Origin of the sequence: Mycolicibacterium canariasense, from assembly GCF_002101555.1 — a bacterium.
GTDB classification, from domain to species: domain Bacteria; phylum Actinomycetota; class Actinomycetes; order Mycobacteriales; family Mycobacteriaceae; genus Mycobacterium; species Mycobacterium canariasense.
Map to the genome: position 1 here is coordinate 79,609 of NZ_LQOL01000056.1, position 14,565 is coordinate 94,173.

Sequence of the window (14,565 nt, forward strand, 5' to 3'; positions counted from 1 at the left end):
GAACACATGCCTGTCGTGACGCGCATCAGCCGCCGGAACTTCGCCCGGCTCGCCACGGTGGCCGCGGGCGCGCTCACCGTCACCGCCTGCGGCCCCGCGCACAGGGACGCTCCGACCGCACCTTCGGGCACGGGCGGACCGCCGGCCGCGCCACGACATTCCCTGGGGCCGGTGCAGCAGATCGACGCGGGAGCGCTGTCGGTCGGCTACGTCGACGCCGGCCCCGCCGACGGTCAGCCGGTGATCCTGCTGCACGGGTGGCCGTATGACATCCACAGCTATGCCGATGTCACCGCTGCCCTTGCCGGACAAGGATTCCGGGTGATCGTCCCGTTCGCCCGCGGCTTCGGGTCCACCCGGTTCCGGTCGGCTGACACCGTCCGCAACGCCCAGCAGTCGGCCTTGGCCCACGATGTGATCGACCTGATGGATGCCCTGAACATTCCCAACGCCATTCTCGGTGGCTACGACTGGGGCGGGCGCACAGCCAACGTGGTGGCCGCGCTGTGGCCGCAACGGGTGCGCGGATTGGTGGCGGTCAGCGGGTACATCATCGTCAACCTGGAAGCCAACCTTGCACCGCTGCCGCCGACGGCCGAATACGGTTGGTGGTACCAGTACTACTTCGCCACCCCGCGAGGCGAACTCGGCTACCGGCAGAACACCAAGGACTTCAACCGACTCATATGGCAGAACGCTTCGCCGCTATGGCATTTCGCCGACAGCACCTACGACCTGTCGGCGGCGGCGTTCGACAACCCCGACCACGTGGCCATCGTCATCCACAACTACCGATGGCGCCAGAGTCTCGCCCCCGGCGAGGCCCGCTACGACGCCGACGAACGACGGCTCGCGGCGAAACCGCCGATCACCGTGCCCACCATCACCATCGGCAGCGACTTCGACGGGCCCGCCAAGGACGGCGCCGGCTACCGTGTCCGGTACACCGGCCGCTACGTTCACCGGGTGCTCGACGGTATCGGACACAACGTCCCGCAGGAGGCGCCGGATCAGTTTGCCGCCGCGATCAATGACGTGCACCGGATGGGTTGAGCCACAATGCGATATTGCGCACATAACCCTTGAAAGTCTCCAGACGGGACGGATCGTCCTTGATCGCGCAGCCGGGCGACTCGGTGACGAAGGTCGGTGCGCCGCGGCCGACATCCCAGTTGTAGTCGGCGAAATGGTGAAAGGTCGACTCCGCCACGGCCCGGCCCGTGGTTCCGGATTCATCCAGGGCCACAGCCAGATTGAACCGCCGGCCGGTCGACGTGCTGCGGCCCTGGGCCACCACCCGCGCACCCGGCACGTCGGCCGCGACCCACCCCTCATGCGGGTGGGCCGGAAACCACTCGATGCGCCCGCTGGCGGTCCGCCCGGTGCGCAGCAGTTCGTGGACGGGACCGTCGACCAGCACCGGTTGGTAATCGCCGTTGGCACCGGAATGGAAGTTGGGCCAGCAGATGTCGGGGTTGTCGCGGTCGTCGCACATGCTGTCCGGGTCGACCGCCGGATCGTGGAACCGATTGACCGCCCCCAGCGAACCCAGCCGCAGCAGGCAACTGCCGAGTTCCTGATGATCGCGCGCGGTGAGCACTCCACCGCCGGCCAGCCGGAACCGGGTGATGGCCTCGCACTCGGGGACCGTGAGGCCGCTGCCGGTGTCGACGGCCATCAGCCACAACTGGTCGTAGCCGAGCCGGTCGAGATGCGCCAGCACCGGATCGTCGTCGTCGCCGGCGCGGTTGCGGGCGATGACCTGGTGTCCGGCCGCGCGCAGTTCGTCGGCCAGCAGGGTGAACCGGGAGATGTCCCAGTCGTCGGCGGCGGCCGGGATGGTGGTCTGTAACAGGATTCGGGACATCGAACTCACTCCCGCGGCGGTGCGGGCGGCACCCGGAGGTGGGCGCGTGCGGCCAGTTCCTCGTCGTCGACGAGGGTCAGCATCGGTTGCCCGGGCACACACATCATGGTGACCAGGAATCGGCTGCTGATGTCGTCGCGGTTGTTGGCGTCGGAGTAATGGATGATGTCGCCGCCCGGCTCCCAGAAGGCCTCTCCGGCCCGGATGACCCGCGGCGGTTCACCCTCCAACTCGAACAGCATCTCGCCTTCGAGCATGTAGCCGAACGCCGGACCGCTGGGGTGCCGGTGCGGCGGGGCACCGGCACTGCCGGGCGGGTACTCGATGATCACCGTCATGGCGTGTGCGCCTTCGGCAATGGCCGGCGGCATCACCTCTTGGACGACGGTCAACGCGTCCTCCCAGCCGGGATCGTATGTCTTCGTCATGCGTGTGCTCCTCGGTGTGGTCGAGTCAGATGGCGCTGCCGCCGCCGTCGGCGTGCAGCGTGGAACCGGTGATGAAGCTGGCTCGCGGAGAGGCGAGGAAGAGCACGGCCTGCGCGATCTCGCGGGGATCGGCGGTGCGGCCCAGCGGCAGCGAGCGGCCCAGCTCCTCGTTGGTGTCGCCCCATTCCGCCTGTACGCCTTCGGTTCTGGTTGGGCCAGGAGCGACGTTGTTCACCCGGACGCCGCCCGGACCGAATTCGGCGGCCCAGGTCCGGGTCAGGGATTCCACCGCGGCCTTGGACGCGCTGTATGCCGACGCGCCCGGCACCCCCTTGTCGGCCACCATGGTGGTGATGTTGACGATGCTGCCGTACCCGCGGGTCAGCATCCCGGGCACCAGGGCCGCGGTCAGGAAGTACAGACCCCGGACATTGGTGTCGAAGGTCCGCTCGAAGGGTTCGAGCTGCTGCTCGACGGTGAGGGCGGCGGGGAAAGCGGCGGCGTTGTTCACCAGGATGTCCACATTCGGCGTTTGGCGCACCAGCGCTGTCACCGACTCGGCATCCGACAGATCGGCCCGGACGAACCGGGCCCCGATCGCGGCCGCGGCCGCGGCACCCCGGTCGGGGTCGCGTCCGGTGACGATCACCGTGGCGCCCGCCTCGGCGAGCAGCCGGGCGGAGGCCAGTCCGATACCCGCCGTGCCGCCGGTGACCAATGCGATCTGCTGTGTCAGCTCCATGGGTCAGGCGATCCGCCGCTCGTGCACGGCCAGTGAGGCGCGCAGCCGCTGACGGCCACGCGAGACCCGCGACATCACCGTGCCCATCGGGATGTCCATGATGGCCGCGGTTTCGGCGTAGGTGTAGCCCTCGACGTAGGAGTAGAACAGTGCGGTGGTGAAACCCTCCGGCAGTTCGGCCAGCGCCTCGGTGAGCTCCGGATCGGGCAGCGCACCGAGCACCACGGCCTCGGCGGAATGCAGGCCCCCGGACTGATGGGCGGCCGCGCGGGCCAGTTCGCGGTCGGTGATCTCCTCCACCGCCACCTCGGCGGGGCGGCGTTGCCTGCCCCGGTGGTTGCTGACCCACCGGTTGTACATGATCCGGAACAGCCAGGCCTTCAGATTGGTGCCGGTGCGGAACTTACCGAATCCGGTGTAGGCGTGCAGCAGGGTGTCCTGCAACAGATCCTCGGCGTCGGCCTCGGTGCGGGTCAGCCGGCGCGCGCCGCGGTACAGCACCTCGAACAGGGGCTGGGTGTCACGGGCGAAGCGTGCTGCGAGGTCGGCAGCGGATTCCGGCCCGTCCTCGTCCGCCGGGACGGATGTCAGGGTCATGAGTGCCTCCGCGGGTGAGTGGGTTTCTCGTTCGAGAACCAGCCTCGTCGGCGAAGGGGGCGCGGCGGACCCTTGAAAGTCCGTAGTCCCGGTTCGTGGTCGGCTCCGTGGCCCGGCGGCGCAAGCCTGAGTCAGCCGGCCTGCCCCGGTGCCGAGGACAGCGTGCGCAACTGTTTGCGCGAGGTGATGCCGAGCTTGACGAACACTTTGCGCAGGTGCCATTCCACGGTGTGGGTGCTGATGAACAGCTGGGCGCCGATCTCATTGTTGGTCAGGCCGTCGCGGGCCAGCCGCGCGATCTGGGCTTCTTGGGCGGTCAGCTCGTCCCCGGAACCGACCCGCTGCGTGCGGACCTTGTCACCGCTGATGCTCAATTCGCGGCGGGCCCGCTCGGCGAACCCGTGCGCCCCCATCTCGGTGAACAGTTCATGGGCGGCGGTCAGCTGTTTGCGGGCGTCCGCGCGACGGTTGGCTCGTCGCAACCACTCGCCATAGGACAACCGGGCTCGCGACAGATGCAGTGCGATATCGGCGCGCTCCAGCCGCTCGATTGCCTCGACGAAGGCGCCTTCGGCCCCGTCGTTGTCGGCCAGCAGGGCCTGGGCGGCCGCGGCCGCGCCGAGACCCCAGTCGGTGCCGCTGGCGCCCGCGCGTTCCGCCAGCTTCGGCAGTGCCGCCGCGGCGGCGGCCCGGTCGCCGGTGTGCACGGCCGCCTCGATGAGTTCGTACAAGCACCAGCCGTAGAAGCCGAGGTCCTCGTACTCGCAGCAGCGGTGCGCGGCGGCCAGCGCCTCCTGGTATCGGCCGAGCCCGTTGTACAGCACGGCCATGCTGAAGCCGGACAGGCCGAGCAGCCGCCCCTCGCCACGTGCCGCCCCGTCGGCGGCGGCCGCCTCGATGATGGCCTCGGCCTCGGCGGCCGCGCCCCGCCAGGCGGCCAGCAGCAGCGTGTGGTACCGCACCGGCGCATTGCCCATCGACGCGGTGATGGCCTTGGATTCCTCGATCAGCCTTGTGGCCGAATCGAATTCACCGCGGTAGAAATGGACACCGGCCCGATAGCCGAGCGCCGGCGGCAGCGCGGCCAGTGCGCCGGCCTCCCTGGCCCGGCGCACCGTGTCGCCGGCGATCCGTTCCAGTAGCTCGTCGTCCCACATCTCGTGAGCGGCTGATTCCTGTGCCACCGGGAACGGCCAATACAGCCATTGGCCGGCCTGCTCCTGGGCATGGGCGTTCCACAGTTCGAGCGCCGCGCTCAGGTCCGCCGAACCGGTGCCGGGACCGTCGAGGATCCGGGTCGCCATGCCGCGCAACAGATAATCGATCGGCCGCTGCAGCGGTGCGACGGCGTCCGCGGCGGCCCGGCCCGCGCTGGCCACCTCGACCAACAGGCCGGGCTCGCCCAGGCGCCCGGCGTAGATGGCCGCGGTCAAGGCCTCCAGGTACGTTTCCCGGGCCAGCTCGTCGTCCAGGTCCGTCAACCCGTGTGCAGCCTCGAGCAGCTGAGCGGCGGCCGCACCGACCGGTGGTGCCCCGGTCGACGTGGCCCGGCTGCGCACGAAGTCCATCTGGGCACGCATCCTGGCGACCAGGACGCGTTGCAGAGCAGACAGCGGGCCCGACTCGGCGAGCGCCAGCAGCTCGTAGGCGGCCTCCGGTGCGGCTGCCTCCCGCTTGGCATCGGCCGCTGAGATGGCGCGTGCCCCGCGCAGCGACGGGTCCAGGGTGAGGATCGCTGCGCGTTCCAAAAATGCTGCCGCGGCAGCGATTCCGCCGCGGCACTGGGCGCGGCCGGCCGAAGCCTCCAGCTCGGCGGCGATCGCGTCGTCGGGGCAGGTCGCGGCATTGGCGGCGTGCCAGGCCCGGCGGTCGGGGTCGGCCTGCGGATCGGTGGCCTCGGCCAGCGCGCGGTGCACCATCCGGCGGTCGGCGAGGTCGGCGGCGCGGTACGCGGCCGAGCGCATCAGCGGGTGATGGAACCGCATCCGGTGCCCGAATTCGATGACGCCGGCCTCTTCGGCCGGGGCCAGCGCGTCGACCGGGATGCCCAATGCTGCTGCCGCGCGCAGGAACAGCGCCGAATCGCCCACCGGCTCGGCAGCGGCGACCAGCAGCAGCCGCTGTGTCTGGGCCGGTAGTGCGGTGATGCGTCGCACGAACCCGGCCTCGATCGCCGCGGTGGACGATCGCTTGCCGGCGATCCAGAAGCCACCGGCCAACTCGGTGGCGGTGACGGTGCGCGGCACGTCGACCAAAGCCAACGGCAGGCCCCGGGTTTCGGCGACGATCCGATCCCGTACCCGCGGGTCGATCCCGCCGATCATCACCGATTCCAGCAGCGCCCTGGCATCGGCGTCGGACAGCCCCGTGACGAGCAGTTCGGGCAGCCCGGGCAGGAGCTCGGCGTGCCCCTCGCGGATGGCGAAGACCATGGCGATGCGCTCGGCGAGCAGCCGCCGCGCGACGAACGCAAGGGTCTGCACCGACGCCTGGTCGAGCCACTGTGCGTCATCCACCACACAGAGCAGCGGCTGATCGTCGGCGGCGGCGGCGAGCAGGCCGAGGACCGCCAAGCCGACCAGGAACCGGTCCGGGGCGGGACCGGTGCCGTAACCGAACGCCACCGCGAGGGCTTGGCGCTGCGGTGCGGCGAGACCGTCGGCGTGGCGCATCAGCGGCGCGCACAGCTGTTGCAGACCGGCGAAGGCGAGTTCCATGTCGGTCTGCACACCGGCGACCTGGACGATGCGGAAATCGGCTGCCGCGCCGGAGACGTATTCGAGCAGCGCCGTCTTGCCGACCCCGGCCTCGCCGCGCAGCACCAGTGCCTGGCCGGTGCCCGAACGTGCCCGGGACACCAGGTCGGCCAGCGTGGCGCACTCGCGGCTGCGGCCGCGCAACACCGTCCCCCGCCCCCCGGCCTGGCTCGACATAGCTACCACCGTGTCTGTTGATCCGATCTTGGATGCTAGCGAGCGCACGCACGGCAGGCGATGACGGGCTGAGGCCCTGCGCCGTCGATGGAGGTGACCGTCTCGGCTAGCTGCGCTGCTGGGTGGCCGCGGTTTCGAGAATCCAGTCGGCGAACCGGGTCTCGAAGAACGTCGCATCGGCCGACGGCACCAGGGTGTCGGTATCGATGTCGATACCCCAGTACTTCGCGGCCGGGTCGGCGATCACCGCCCGGCTGTCGCCGCGGGCGGTCAGCGCGGTCCGGATGAGGTCGGGCAGCTCGAATCGTTCCGGGCCGCCGATCTCGGAGACCCCGTCGATGGGTTCGCCGAGGGCAGCGATGGCGACCCCCTCGGCGACGTCGACCGCCGCCATCGGCTGGATTCCCTTGGCGGGCAACCGGACCGCGTCGTCGACCGTCGCGGAGTCGGCGATGACCCCGAGAAATTCGAAGAACTGTGTTGCCCGCACGATGGTGTAGGGGATGGGGCCGGCGCCGATGAGCTTCTCCTGGGTCAGTTTCGCGTCGAAGTAACCGCTCTGCTGTGCCAGGGCCGGGGTGCCCACCACCGAGAGGGCCACGTGATGCCGCACGCCGGCCGCGGACTCGGCGGCCAGCAGATTGGTGGCCGATCTGGTGAAGAAGTCCAGCGCCGGCCCGTCCTCGAAGCTCGGCGAGTTCGATACGTCGACCACCACGTCGGTCTGCCGGCCGGCACCGGCGAGCACGTCGGTCAGCCCTGCGCCGGTGACGGCGTCCACCCCGGTGCGCGGCGATGCCGCGATCGCCTCGTGGCCGTGTTCGGTCAAGGCGTGCACCAGTTTCGATCCGATCAGGCCGGTTCCGCCGATGACGACGATGCGCATGATGTCCCTCTCCGGCCGCAGCCCACGGCGGCCTTCCGCGCACCAGAACGGATGCGCCTGCCGAGATTCATCCCGCTGCGGCCGGTGCCGCCGTGGTGCCCCGCGCCACCAGCGCCGGGGGTACGACGATGTCGACCGGCTCGGCGGCGGCCGCGTCGTCGAGCCGGCCCACCAGCCGGGCCACCGCGGCGCGTGCCAATTGCGGGGTTTCCTGGCGGATGGTGCTCAGGTCGATGTGCGCCAGCCGGGCCAGCGGGCTGTCGTCGAAACCCAGCACCGAAACCTGTTGGGGCACCGCGATGCGTGCGCGCACCAAGACGTCGAGCACGCCGAGCGCGCAGCGATCGTTGAAGGCGAAGATCGCCGAGGGCAGGGCGGCACCGGAGCGGAGCAGGGCGGTGGCGGCGGCCGCGCCTTCGCGTTCGGTGAGACCGCCGGGCGCGGTGGCCGCCGTCAGGCCGGCGGCGCGCATGGCTTGCGTGTAACCGCGTCGCCGCTCGGCAGCGCCGGGTAGCCGGCCGCCGTCGAGGTGGACGATGTCGCGGTGGCCGAGGCCGCGCAGGTGCTCGACGGCCATCGCGGCGCCTGCGGTGTCGTCGCTACGGACGGCGTCCACACCGCGTACTCGCCGCGCCACCACCACCAGCGGGGTGGTGGCGGCCAACCGGGTCAGTTCGGCGGCGTGCAGACCGGGACCGAGCAGCAGCACGGCCTCGCACCGGTCGTCGAGCAGGTTGCGCACGGCGCGGTGCTCGTCGTGGTGTCGGGTGACACCGCTGAGCACGACGTCGTAGCCGACTTCGTCGGCGGCGGCGTACACGCCGTCGACCAGTTCGGCGTGGAATTCCTGACCGGCGGCGAAGGTCACCCCGAGCAGCCTGGTGCGCAGCTGACGCAGTCGTCGAGCCCGCGGGTCGGGCCGGTAACCGATCTCGTCGGCGGCCCGGCGCACCCTGGCCCTGGTCTCGTCGCTGGCCCCGGGGACGTCACGCATGACGATGGACACCAGCGCGCGCGAGACACCGGCGTGCCGGGCCACATCCTCCAGGGTGGGGCGGTGCTGCATGACATGAGACTAGAAGGTTCTAGTTCGATCGTGTTTTACTGAGCCGACTAGAACCTTCTAGTCGAACGGAGACACGATGAGCTTCCAGCTCGCCGTCTGCGCGGAGATGGTCTTCCGGGACCTGCCGATCGTCGAGCGCGTCAATCGGATTCACGATCTCGGCTTCGCCGCGGAGATCTGGAGTTGGCACGACAAGGACGTGGACGCCCTGGCCGCGACGGGGGCCACGTTCACATCGATGACCGGATATCTGCACGGCGATCTGGTCGACCCGGCCACCGCCGGCGAGGTGGTGCGCACCGCCGAACTGAGCATCGAGGCCGCCGAGAAGCTCGGCGTCACCCGGTTGAACCTGCACACCGCCGAACTCGTGGACGGTCGGGCGGCCCGGCCGCGGCAGCGCGCCACCGGAGAGATGTGGCTGACGGCGCTGCGCACCCTGGAGCGCATCGGCGAACTCGGGGCGCGGGCGGGCGTGACGTTCTGCGTGGAAAACCTCAACACCGTCGTCGACCACCCCGGTGTGCCGCTGGCCCGCGCCAAGGACACTCTTGCGCTGGTGGAGGGCGTCGGCCATCCCAACGTCAAGATGATGCTGGACCTGTATCACGCGCAGATCGGGGAGGGGAACCTCGTCGAGTTGGTGCGGCGCTGCGGTCCGGCGATCGGGGAGATCCAGGTGGCCGACGTGCCCGGGCGCTGTGAACCCGGCACCGGCGAGATCAACTACCCGGCAATCGCGCGGGCGCTGGCCGCGATCGGGTTCACCGGCACCATCGGCATGGAGGCGTGGAATTCCGCGGACAGCGCGACCGCGCTGGCCGCCTTCCGGGCCGCGTTCACGGTGTAGACCACCTCAACGCGGGGTGCGGCCACGCCAGGCGCGGTACCCGCGGTGGGCGGCAAATGTCCCGACGATGGCGGTGACGCACCACACCGCGGCGGCGGCGAATGCCAGCGCCGCGGACTTCTCGCCGAGCGCCGCCCCGAGTGAGGTGTACACGAACGCACGCGGCGTCGACCCGATGAGGGCGCCGAGCGCCATCTGCCACAACGGCATGCCGAATGCCCCGAACGCATAGGCGGCCATCGCGTCGGGCGTGCCCGGGATGAAGCGTTGCCCGACGACGGCCCACAACCCGCGCCGCTCGATCAAGCGGTCGAGCCGATCCGCCCGGTCGGCACCGAGCAGTGCGCGGGCGCTGTCGCGGCCGGCCCGGCGCCCGATCTGGCTGGCGATCACCGCGGTGCCGACGGTGGAGCCGAGCGTGACGCCGAGTCCAAGGGCCGGTCCGAACAGCAGTCCACTGCCGGCGGCCAGGATCGGGCCCGGCACGAAGAGGGCGCCGAGCGCGGCCGAGACGACGATGTAGGCCAGCGGCGCGGCGGGCCCGGCGGCGGTGACGACGGCACGGATCTCGTCGGCGTCTACCACCCGGCCGACGGCCATCACCGCGAACAGTGCCGCCAGGACCGCCGCGAACACGAGCAGGCGCACGACGTGGCGGCGTCGGTCCACGGAGTCCGGGCTCGCCGCACCCTCGGTATCGGTCATCTCGCCCGTCATTCTTCCTCACCCGTCCGGCGGCATCGCGGCGGCGAAATCACCCTTGCCGAGGGGCGGCACCCGGAGGATAATTCTAGACAGACTAATTAATTGGTCTCAGCAAGGAATGGCATGAGTGATGAAGGCGAAGATTGCCGGCGCCGTTCTGGTGGCGCTGGCCTTGTCGGGGGCGGGCGCGGTCGCTTCTGCGCCGCCGGCCTCCGCTGAATGTGGAAGTACCGTCATCTGGGGTAATGGCGGCGGCCAGTGCGACGGGCCGTTTTATCCCGACGGTAGTTTCCAGCGCTGCGTGACGGTGTACGTGCTGGGCATCGGCGGTTCGAATTGCTTCATCGTTCCTCCGCCGCCCCCACCGCCCTGACGGTGACGCGGTCGGCGTGCGCGCGTACCGCGGGCGCCACCCAGTCGTCGAGGTAGTTGCGCAGCGCCTGACCGTGCCGTGCGGGTCGACCGGGGTCGACGATGAACGACTGCAAGATGCGCAGCATGAACTCGACCAGCTCGTCGAGCCTACTATCGGCGAATCCCGCTGCGGCCCAGTCGACATCGAAGCGCTGCAGGATGCTGCGGCCGAATCCGATGGCGATATCGGAGGTCACCCCTGCGGTGAATGCGCTGGCCTTGCCGGGTTGGAGAACCAAGCCGAGATAGCGGTCGTGCGGCAACTGCTCGACGGTGTAGGCGATGCCCTCGACGACGGCCTCCGTCGGATCACAGATCGAACCCAATTGGGCGGCAAGGCGATCCAGGAATCCCGCCACGGATGCGACCGCTGTCGCGGCCATCAGCGTTTCCTGGGTGGGGAAGTACCGGTAGATCGTCTGACGGGTGACGCCCAGGGCCTGCGCCACCGCCGACACGCTCACCGTCCCTTGGGTGTCGATGGCGCGACGGGACGCGTCGATGATCCGGCCCACCGCTTCCTCGTCGTCGGACGGGATGTCGCCGGACCAACCGTGCCTGCGCATGCGTCGATCGTCGCACGAAACGGCGTGCGACCTTGACAATACACAAATGTATGGTCTAGGCATGGTTGCCCCGCCCGCGAACTGCACTGATGAGGCCCTGACCCGGCGTGCCCTGCGGCATGCGCTCGACGGCACCACCGATATGGCCGACGCCGTGCTCAAGGTGCCGTTGCACTACTACCGCGATCCCAAGATCACCGAAATCGAGGAGGCGCAGATTCTGCGCCGGGTGCCGTTGGCGATCGTCCCGTCCGCGCAGCTGCCCCAGCGCAACGACTACGTGGTGCGCTCCGTGCTGGGCGACTCGTTGCTGGTGACCAGGGACCGCACGGGCACCGCCCACGTTTTCTTGAACTACTGCCGGCACCGCGGAGCGATGCCGGCCTGCGGGTCCGGCAATGCCGCGCGCTTCGTGTGTCCCTACCACGCCTGGACCTATCGCAACACCGGCGAATTGTTCATGGTGCCCGGGAAATCGGGTTTCGACACGATGGACAATGCCGACTACGGGCTGGTCGAACTGCCGTCGCAGGAACGGTACGGCTTCATCTGGGCGGTGCTGACCGCCGACGCGACCATCGATGTCGACCACCACCTCGGCGGGCTGGGACCCGAACTGGCGCAATGGAATTACGAATCCTACGGCTATCACACCGATCGCGAGTTCTCCTCCGAGGTGTCCTGGAAGGGTGCGCTTGAGGCGTTCGCCGAGGGGTATCACTTCCCCTTCGTGCACGGCGAAAGTCTGATCGGGCAGAACACGCTGCCGAACACCTCGGTCTACGACGAGTTCGGCAGGCACCATCGGATCGGGTTCCCGTTCACCTGGATCAAGAACCTCGAGCAGGACGCGGGTGCGTCCCACGATCCCTCGGCGAACATGGGTGTCATCTACTGGGTGTATCCCAACCTCATCCTGGCCAACAGCCCGGTCGGGGTGGAGATCATCGACATGCTGCCCGAAGGGGAACCGACACGCTGCACGGTGCGGCACAGCTGGATGGGGCGCGTCCCCGCGGTCGACGACGAGATGCGGGCGGCCTACGACGCCGTCTACGACGCTGTGCATGCCGCGGTACGGGATGAGGATTTCGCGATGCTGCCGCAGTGCGGCGAGGGCGTCCGGCACGGCCAACACGACCACATGATCATCGGCCGCAACGAGATCGGCGTGCAGCACATGATCAAGGTGTTCGCCCAGGAGCTGGGGATCGCCCTCGGATGAGACGTGCCTGTTCAGCGGTAGTCATGCCGCTGAACAGGCACCGCTCGGCCTACTCGACGACGAAGACCGGGATCTGTCGGTCGGTCTTGGTCTGGTACTCGGCGTAGGGCGGGTAGGCCGCGACGGCCAGCTCCCACCAGTGCGCGCGCTCGTCACCCTCGATCTCGCGGGCGGTGCCCTCGGTGACCTTGTCGCCGTCCTGCACGGTGACCTGCGGGTGCACCTTCACGTTGTGATACCAGGACGGGTGGTTGGGGTCGCCACCCTTGGAGGCCACCATGGCGTACTTGCCGTTCTCCTCGACGCGCATCAGCGGCACATAACGCTTCTTGCCCGACTTCGCTCCCGTCGTGGTGAACAGGACGATCGGGCGATCCAGGACCTCGACACCGTCGGTGGTCCCGGTCTGCAGGATCTTCTCGGTCTGGGTACGGACCCAGTCGGTGGGGCTCAGTTCAGGCTGCTCAGTCACCTGCTGCGCAACACCGATCGGGGTGCGGATATTCCCGGCGTTCGTGATGCAACGTTTGCCGGTCGGCGGGTGTTCATCATGGCGTTCGTCATCGCCGACACGGAAGTCAGGGACGAGATATCCGCGGATTCGGTCCCAGGATTCAGTCTCGGTATGACCGAGGGTGAAGAATCACGGTATGCCCCGGACCTACGCCACCGCCGATACCGTCAGCCTCGAGCACCTGCTGGAGTTCGTCCGCCCACGTCATCGGATGGTGCTCACCACTTTCCGGGCGGACGGCTCGCTGCAGACCTCGCCGGTCACCGGTGGGGTGGACGACCAGGGGCGCATCGTGATCGCCAGTTACCCGCAGCGGGCCAAGTCGGTGAATATCGGCAGAACCCCGCGGGCCAGCGTGACGGTGTTGTCCGACGAGTTCGACGGCCCCTATGTCCAGGTCGACGGCGATGCCGAGCGCATCGACCTGCCGGATGCCGTCGAGCCGCTGGTCGACTACTTCCGGGCGGTCGCCGGTGAGCACCCGGACTGGGATGAGTACCGGCAGGCCATGGTGGATCAGCGGAAGTGCTTGCTGCGCATCACTCCTCGCCGGTGGGGGCCGGTGGCCACCGGAGGATTCCCGCCGCCTGGCAACTAGGCCGTGAAGGCCGCCTCGAAAAACCCCAACTCCAGTTGCATGGCGCGGCGGTAGGTGTCGTGCAACGCCGGGGTGTCGGCGTCCTGGCCGTCCAACAGTGTTTCCAACTGGACCGCCAGTGCCTCGAATCCTGGATCGGCGTAGGTCTGCACCCAGTCGGTGTACGGCCCGGCGTCCCCGCCCACCAGCGACCGACCCAGCCACGCGTAGAGCCGCATGCACGGTGTCATCGCCGCGTACACCGCGGCGGCATCCTGGGTGGACGCGGTGGCAAGCAGGAAGTCGGTGTAGGCCAGGGTCGCCGGCCAGGGCGTCACCCCGGCCATGTCGATACCCCACGAATCGGCATACGACGTATGCAGGCGAAGCTCGTCACGGACCCCGGCGAGCAGGTCCGCCAACGTCAGCAGGGTGCTGGTGTCGGTGCTGCGCACCAGTGCCAAAGCGTAAGCCCGCGCGAAGGATTCGAGAAAGAATGCGTCCTGGGCGACGTACCCGGCAAACAGCTCCCGCCGCAGCGACCCGTCGCCGACACCCTGCACGAACGGGTGCGCCAGGGTCTGCGCCGCGAGGTCGGCGTTCTCCGACCACAGCCGGGAGGACAGTGTCATGCGCCGGCCATCTCCCAGAAGTCCACCTCGTGCGAAAGTACCTCGTCCACCAGTGCGTTGTGGGCCTCCGGGGTGGCCAGCGTGCCGAGGGCGTCGACGTAGGACGCGAATTCCGGTGTGCTCCAATGTTCCACGAACTCGCGGAAGCGTGAACTCTCCGAGTGCGCGTGCTGCCATGCAAGCAGATACACCCGCTCCAGCGCCCACAACGCGGTGATGGCCGCGTCGAACGGTTCGGCATCGAGCACCCGGAGCAACTCCCGGTAGGCCAGGGTGGCCGGGAGCGGCTTGCCGTGCAGTTCGATACCGCGGCGAGCGGCCTGGTCCTCGAACCAGTCCAGTTCGGCGACCAATGCCGCGCAGCCGGAGACGAGCACCGCCTGCGCCGGCCGCGGCGAGCGGCCCAGCAGCCGTGCCTGGAACTTCAGCAGGTCGGCGACGAAGATGGCGTCCTGCACCAGCCAGCGGTCGAAGGCGTCATCGGTGATGGTGCCGTCGCGCACCGCATTCAGGAACGGATGCCGGGTGGCCGACGTCCAGAGCTCATCTGACACGCTCGAAGA

General features: G+C 69.2%; 17 protein-coding genes. 5 read left to right on the plus strand and 12 right to left on the minus strand.

Features of this window, described 5'->3' with window-relative positions; all coding sequences use genetic code 11:
* Positions 1 to 6 precede the first annotated feature (6 nt).
* Positions 7 to 1,053: an alpha/beta fold hydrolase gene (locus AWB94_RS19570; RefSeq protein ID WP_062657447.1), complete on the plus strand. Its 1,047-nt coding sequence runs from the start codon at positions 7 to 9 to the stop codon at positions 1,051 to 1,053.
* Here AWB94_RS19570 and AWB94_RS19575 read toward each other — a convergent pair.
* The 7 genes from AWB94_RS19575 to AWB94_RS19605 all read right to left on the minus strand — a co-directional run bounded on the left by AWB94_RS19575 (position 1,028) and on the right by AWB94_RS19605 (position 8,519).
* Positions 1,028 to 1,867 carry a hypothetical protein gene (locus AWB94_RS19575; protein WP_062657448.1) on the minus strand — a complete coding sequence of 280 codons (840 nt, stop codon included), beginning with the start codon at positions 1,865 to 1,867 and terminating at the stop codon, positions 1,028 to 1,030. The two genes, AWB94_RS19570 and AWB94_RS19575, sit on opposite strands and share 26 nt — an antisense overlap.
* Before the next feature lie 5 nt (positions 1,868 to 1,872).
* A complete protein-coding gene (locus AWB94_RS19580; RefSeq protein ID WP_062657427.1) occupies positions 1,873 to 2,295 on the minus strand; it encodes a cupin domain-containing protein in 423 nt (140 codons plus the stop codon).
* 25 nt (positions 2,296 to 2,320) lie between these two features.
* Positions 2,321 to 3,037 carry an SDR family NAD(P)-dependent oxidoreductase gene (locus tag AWB94_RS19585; RefSeq protein ID WP_062657426.1) on the minus strand — a complete coding sequence of 239 codons (717 nt, stop codon included), beginning with the start codon at positions 3,035 to 3,037 and terminating at the stop codon, positions 2,321 to 2,323.
* A 3-nt stretch (positions 3,038 to 3,040) separates the two neighbouring features.
* A complete protein-coding gene (locus AWB94_RS19590; protein WP_062657425.1) occupies positions 3,041 to 3,634 on the minus strand; it encodes a sigma-70 family RNA polymerase sigma factor in 594 nt (197 codons plus the stop codon).
* Positions 3,635 to 3,765: 131 nt separating this feature from the next.
* A complete protein-coding gene (locus AWB94_RS19595) occupies positions 3,766 to 6,567 on the minus strand; it encodes a helix-turn-helix transcriptional regulator (protein WP_062657424.1) in 2,802 nt (933 codons plus the stop codon).
* 106 nt (positions 6,568 to 6,673) lie between these two features.
* A complete protein-coding gene (locus tag AWB94_RS19600) occupies positions 6,674 to 7,453 on the minus strand; it encodes an SDR family oxidoreductase (protein ID WP_062657423.1) in 780 nt (259 codons plus the stop codon).
* Between the two features lie 67 nt (positions 7,454 to 7,520).
* Complete coding sequence (locus AWB94_RS19605; protein ID WP_062657422.1) at positions 7,521 to 8,519, minus strand: LacI family DNA-binding transcriptional regulator; 999 nt, start codon at positions 8,517 to 8,519, stop codon at positions 7,521 to 7,523.
* A 76-nt stretch (positions 8,520 to 8,595) separates the two neighbouring features.
* On the opposite strand from AWB94_RS19605, the gene AWB94_RS19610 reads away from it, so the two are divergent.
* On the plus strand, positions 8,596 to 9,369 hold the full coding sequence (locus AWB94_RS19610) for a TIM barrel protein (RefSeq protein WP_062657421.1): 774 nt from the start codon (positions 8,596 to 8,598) through the stop codon (positions 9,367 to 9,369).
* 6 nt (positions 9,370 to 9,375) lie between these two features.
* Here AWB94_RS19610 and AWB94_RS19615 read toward each other — a convergent pair whose 3' ends face one another.
* Positions 9,376 to 10,074 (minus strand): TVP38/TMEM64 family protein, encoded by a 699-nt coding sequence (locus tag AWB94_RS19615; protein WP_062657420.1) that lies wholly within the window; start codon positions 10,072 to 10,074, stop codon positions 9,376 to 9,378.
* Between the two features lie 130 nt (positions 10,075 to 10,204).
* Here AWB94_RS19615 and AWB94_RS19620 point away from each other — a divergent pair, with 130 nt between their 5' ends.
* The gene (locus AWB94_RS19620) at positions 10,205 to 10,447 is read left to right on the plus strand and encodes a CDGP domain-containing protein (RefSeq protein ID WP_084395215.1); all 243 of its coding nucleotides are present in this window, start codon (positions 10,205 to 10,207) and stop codon (positions 10,445 to 10,447) included.
* Here AWB94_RS19620 and AWB94_RS19625 read toward each other — a convergent pair.
* The gene (locus AWB94_RS19625) at positions 10,416 to 11,054 is read right to left on the minus strand and encodes a TetR/AcrR family transcriptional regulator (protein WP_062657419.1); all 639 of its coding nucleotides are present in this window, start codon (positions 11,052 to 11,054) and stop codon (positions 10,416 to 10,418) included. The genes AWB94_RS19620 and AWB94_RS19625 overlap by 32 nt on opposite strands.
* Before the next feature lie 61 nt (positions 11,055 to 11,115).
* Here AWB94_RS19625 and AWB94_RS19630 point away from each other — a divergent pair, with 61 nt between their 5' ends.
* The gene (locus AWB94_RS19630; protein ID WP_062657418.1) at positions 11,116 to 12,279 is read left to right on the plus strand and encodes an aromatic ring-hydroxylating oxygenase subunit alpha; all 1,164 of its coding nucleotides are present in this window, start codon (positions 11,116 to 11,118) and stop codon (positions 12,277 to 12,279) included.
* Between the two features lie 49 nt (positions 12,280 to 12,328).
* Here the strand turns inward: AWB94_RS19630 and AWB94_RS19635 are convergent, their stop codons facing one another.
* On the minus strand, positions 12,329 to 12,751 hold the full coding sequence (locus AWB94_RS19635) for a nitroreductase family deazaflavin-dependent oxidoreductase (protein WP_062657417.1): 423 nt from the start codon (positions 12,749 to 12,751) through the stop codon (positions 12,329 to 12,331).
* Positions 12,752 to 12,929: 178 nt separating this feature from the next.
* Here AWB94_RS19635 and AWB94_RS19640 point away from each other — a divergent pair, with 178 nt between their 5' ends.
* Positions 12,930 to 13,391, plus strand: a complete 462-nt coding sequence (locus AWB94_RS19640) for a PPOX class F420-dependent oxidoreductase (RefSeq protein WP_062657446.1) — start codon at positions 12,930 to 12,932, stop codon at positions 13,389 to 13,391.
* Here the strand turns inward: AWB94_RS19640 and AWB94_RS19645 are convergent.
* Entirely contained in the window at positions 13,388 to 14,002 is a 615-nt protein-coding gene (locus AWB94_RS19645) for a TenA family protein (RefSeq protein WP_062657416.1), read from the minus strand. The genes AWB94_RS19640 and AWB94_RS19645 overlap by 4 nt on opposite strands.
* Positions 13,999 to 14,556 carry a TenA family protein gene (locus AWB94_RS19650; RefSeq protein ID WP_062657415.1) on the minus strand — a complete coding sequence of 186 codons (558 nt, stop codon included), beginning with the start codon at positions 14,554 to 14,556 and terminating at the stop codon, positions 13,999 to 14,001. Before AWB94_RS19650 ends, AWB94_RS19645 begins: the two co-directional genes overlap by 4 nt.
* Positions 14,557 to 14,565: the final 9 nt, after the last annotated feature.

Excerpts from the sequence above, each read along its gene's own strand:
- AWB94_RS19570 (WP_062657447.1), top strand. The coding sequence starts at position 7 with ATGCCTGTCGTGACGCGCATCAGCCGCCGGAACTTCGCCCGGCTCGCC.
- AWB94_RS19575 (WP_062657448.1), bottom strand. The coding sequence starts at position 1,867 with ATGTCCCGAATCCTGTTACAGACCACCATCCCGGCCGCCGCCGACGAC.
- AWB94_RS19580 (WP_062657427.1), bottom strand. The coding sequence starts at position 2,295 with ATGACGAAGACATACGATCCCGGCTGGGAGGACGCGTTGACCGTCGTC.
- AWB94_RS19585 (WP_062657426.1), bottom strand. The coding sequence starts at position 3,037 with ATGGAGCTGACACAGCAGATCGCATTGGTCACCGGCGGCACGGCGGGT.
- AWB94_RS19590 (WP_062657425.1), bottom strand. The coding sequence starts at position 3,634 with ATGACCCTGACATCCGTCCCGGCGGACGAGGACGGGCCGGAATCCGCT.
- AWB94_RS19595 (WP_062657424.1), bottom strand. The coding sequence starts at position 6,567 with ATGTCGAGCCAGGCCGGGGGGCGGGGGACGGTGTTGCGCGGCCGCAGC.
- AWB94_RS19600 (WP_062657423.1), bottom strand. The coding sequence starts at position 7,453 with ATGCGCATCGTCGTCATCGGCGGAACCGGCCTGATCGGATCGAAACTG.
- AWB94_RS19605 (WP_062657422.1), bottom strand. The coding sequence starts at position 8,519 with ATGCAGCACCGCCCCACCCTGGAGGATGTGGCCCGGCACGCCGGTGTC.
- AWB94_RS19610 (WP_062657421.1), top strand. The coding sequence starts at position 8,596 with ATGAGCTTCCAGCTCGCCGTCTGCGCGGAGATGGTCTTCCGGGACCTG.
- AWB94_RS19615 (WP_062657420.1), bottom strand. The coding sequence starts at position 10,074 with ATGACCGATACCGAGGGTGCGGCGAGCCCGGACTCCGTGGACCGACGC.
- AWB94_RS19620 (WP_084395215.1), top strand. The coding sequence starts at position 10,205 with ATGAAGGCGAAGATTGCCGGCGCCGTTCTGGTGGCGCTGGCCTTGTCG.
- AWB94_RS19625 (WP_062657419.1), bottom strand. The coding sequence starts at position 11,054 with ATGCGCAGGCACGGTTGGTCCGGCGACATCCCGTCCGACGACGAGGAA.
- AWB94_RS19630 (WP_062657418.1), top strand. The coding sequence starts at position 11,116 with ATGGTTGCCCCGCCCGCGAACTGCACTGATGAGGCCCTGACCCGGCGT.
- AWB94_RS19640 (WP_062657446.1), top strand. The coding sequence starts at position 12,930 with ATGCCCCGGACCTACGCCACCGCCGATACCGTCAGCCTCGAGCACCTG.
- AWB94_RS19645 (WP_062657416.1), bottom strand. The coding sequence starts at position 14,002 with ATGACACTGTCCTCCCGGCTGTGGTCGGAGAACGCCGACCTCGCGGCG.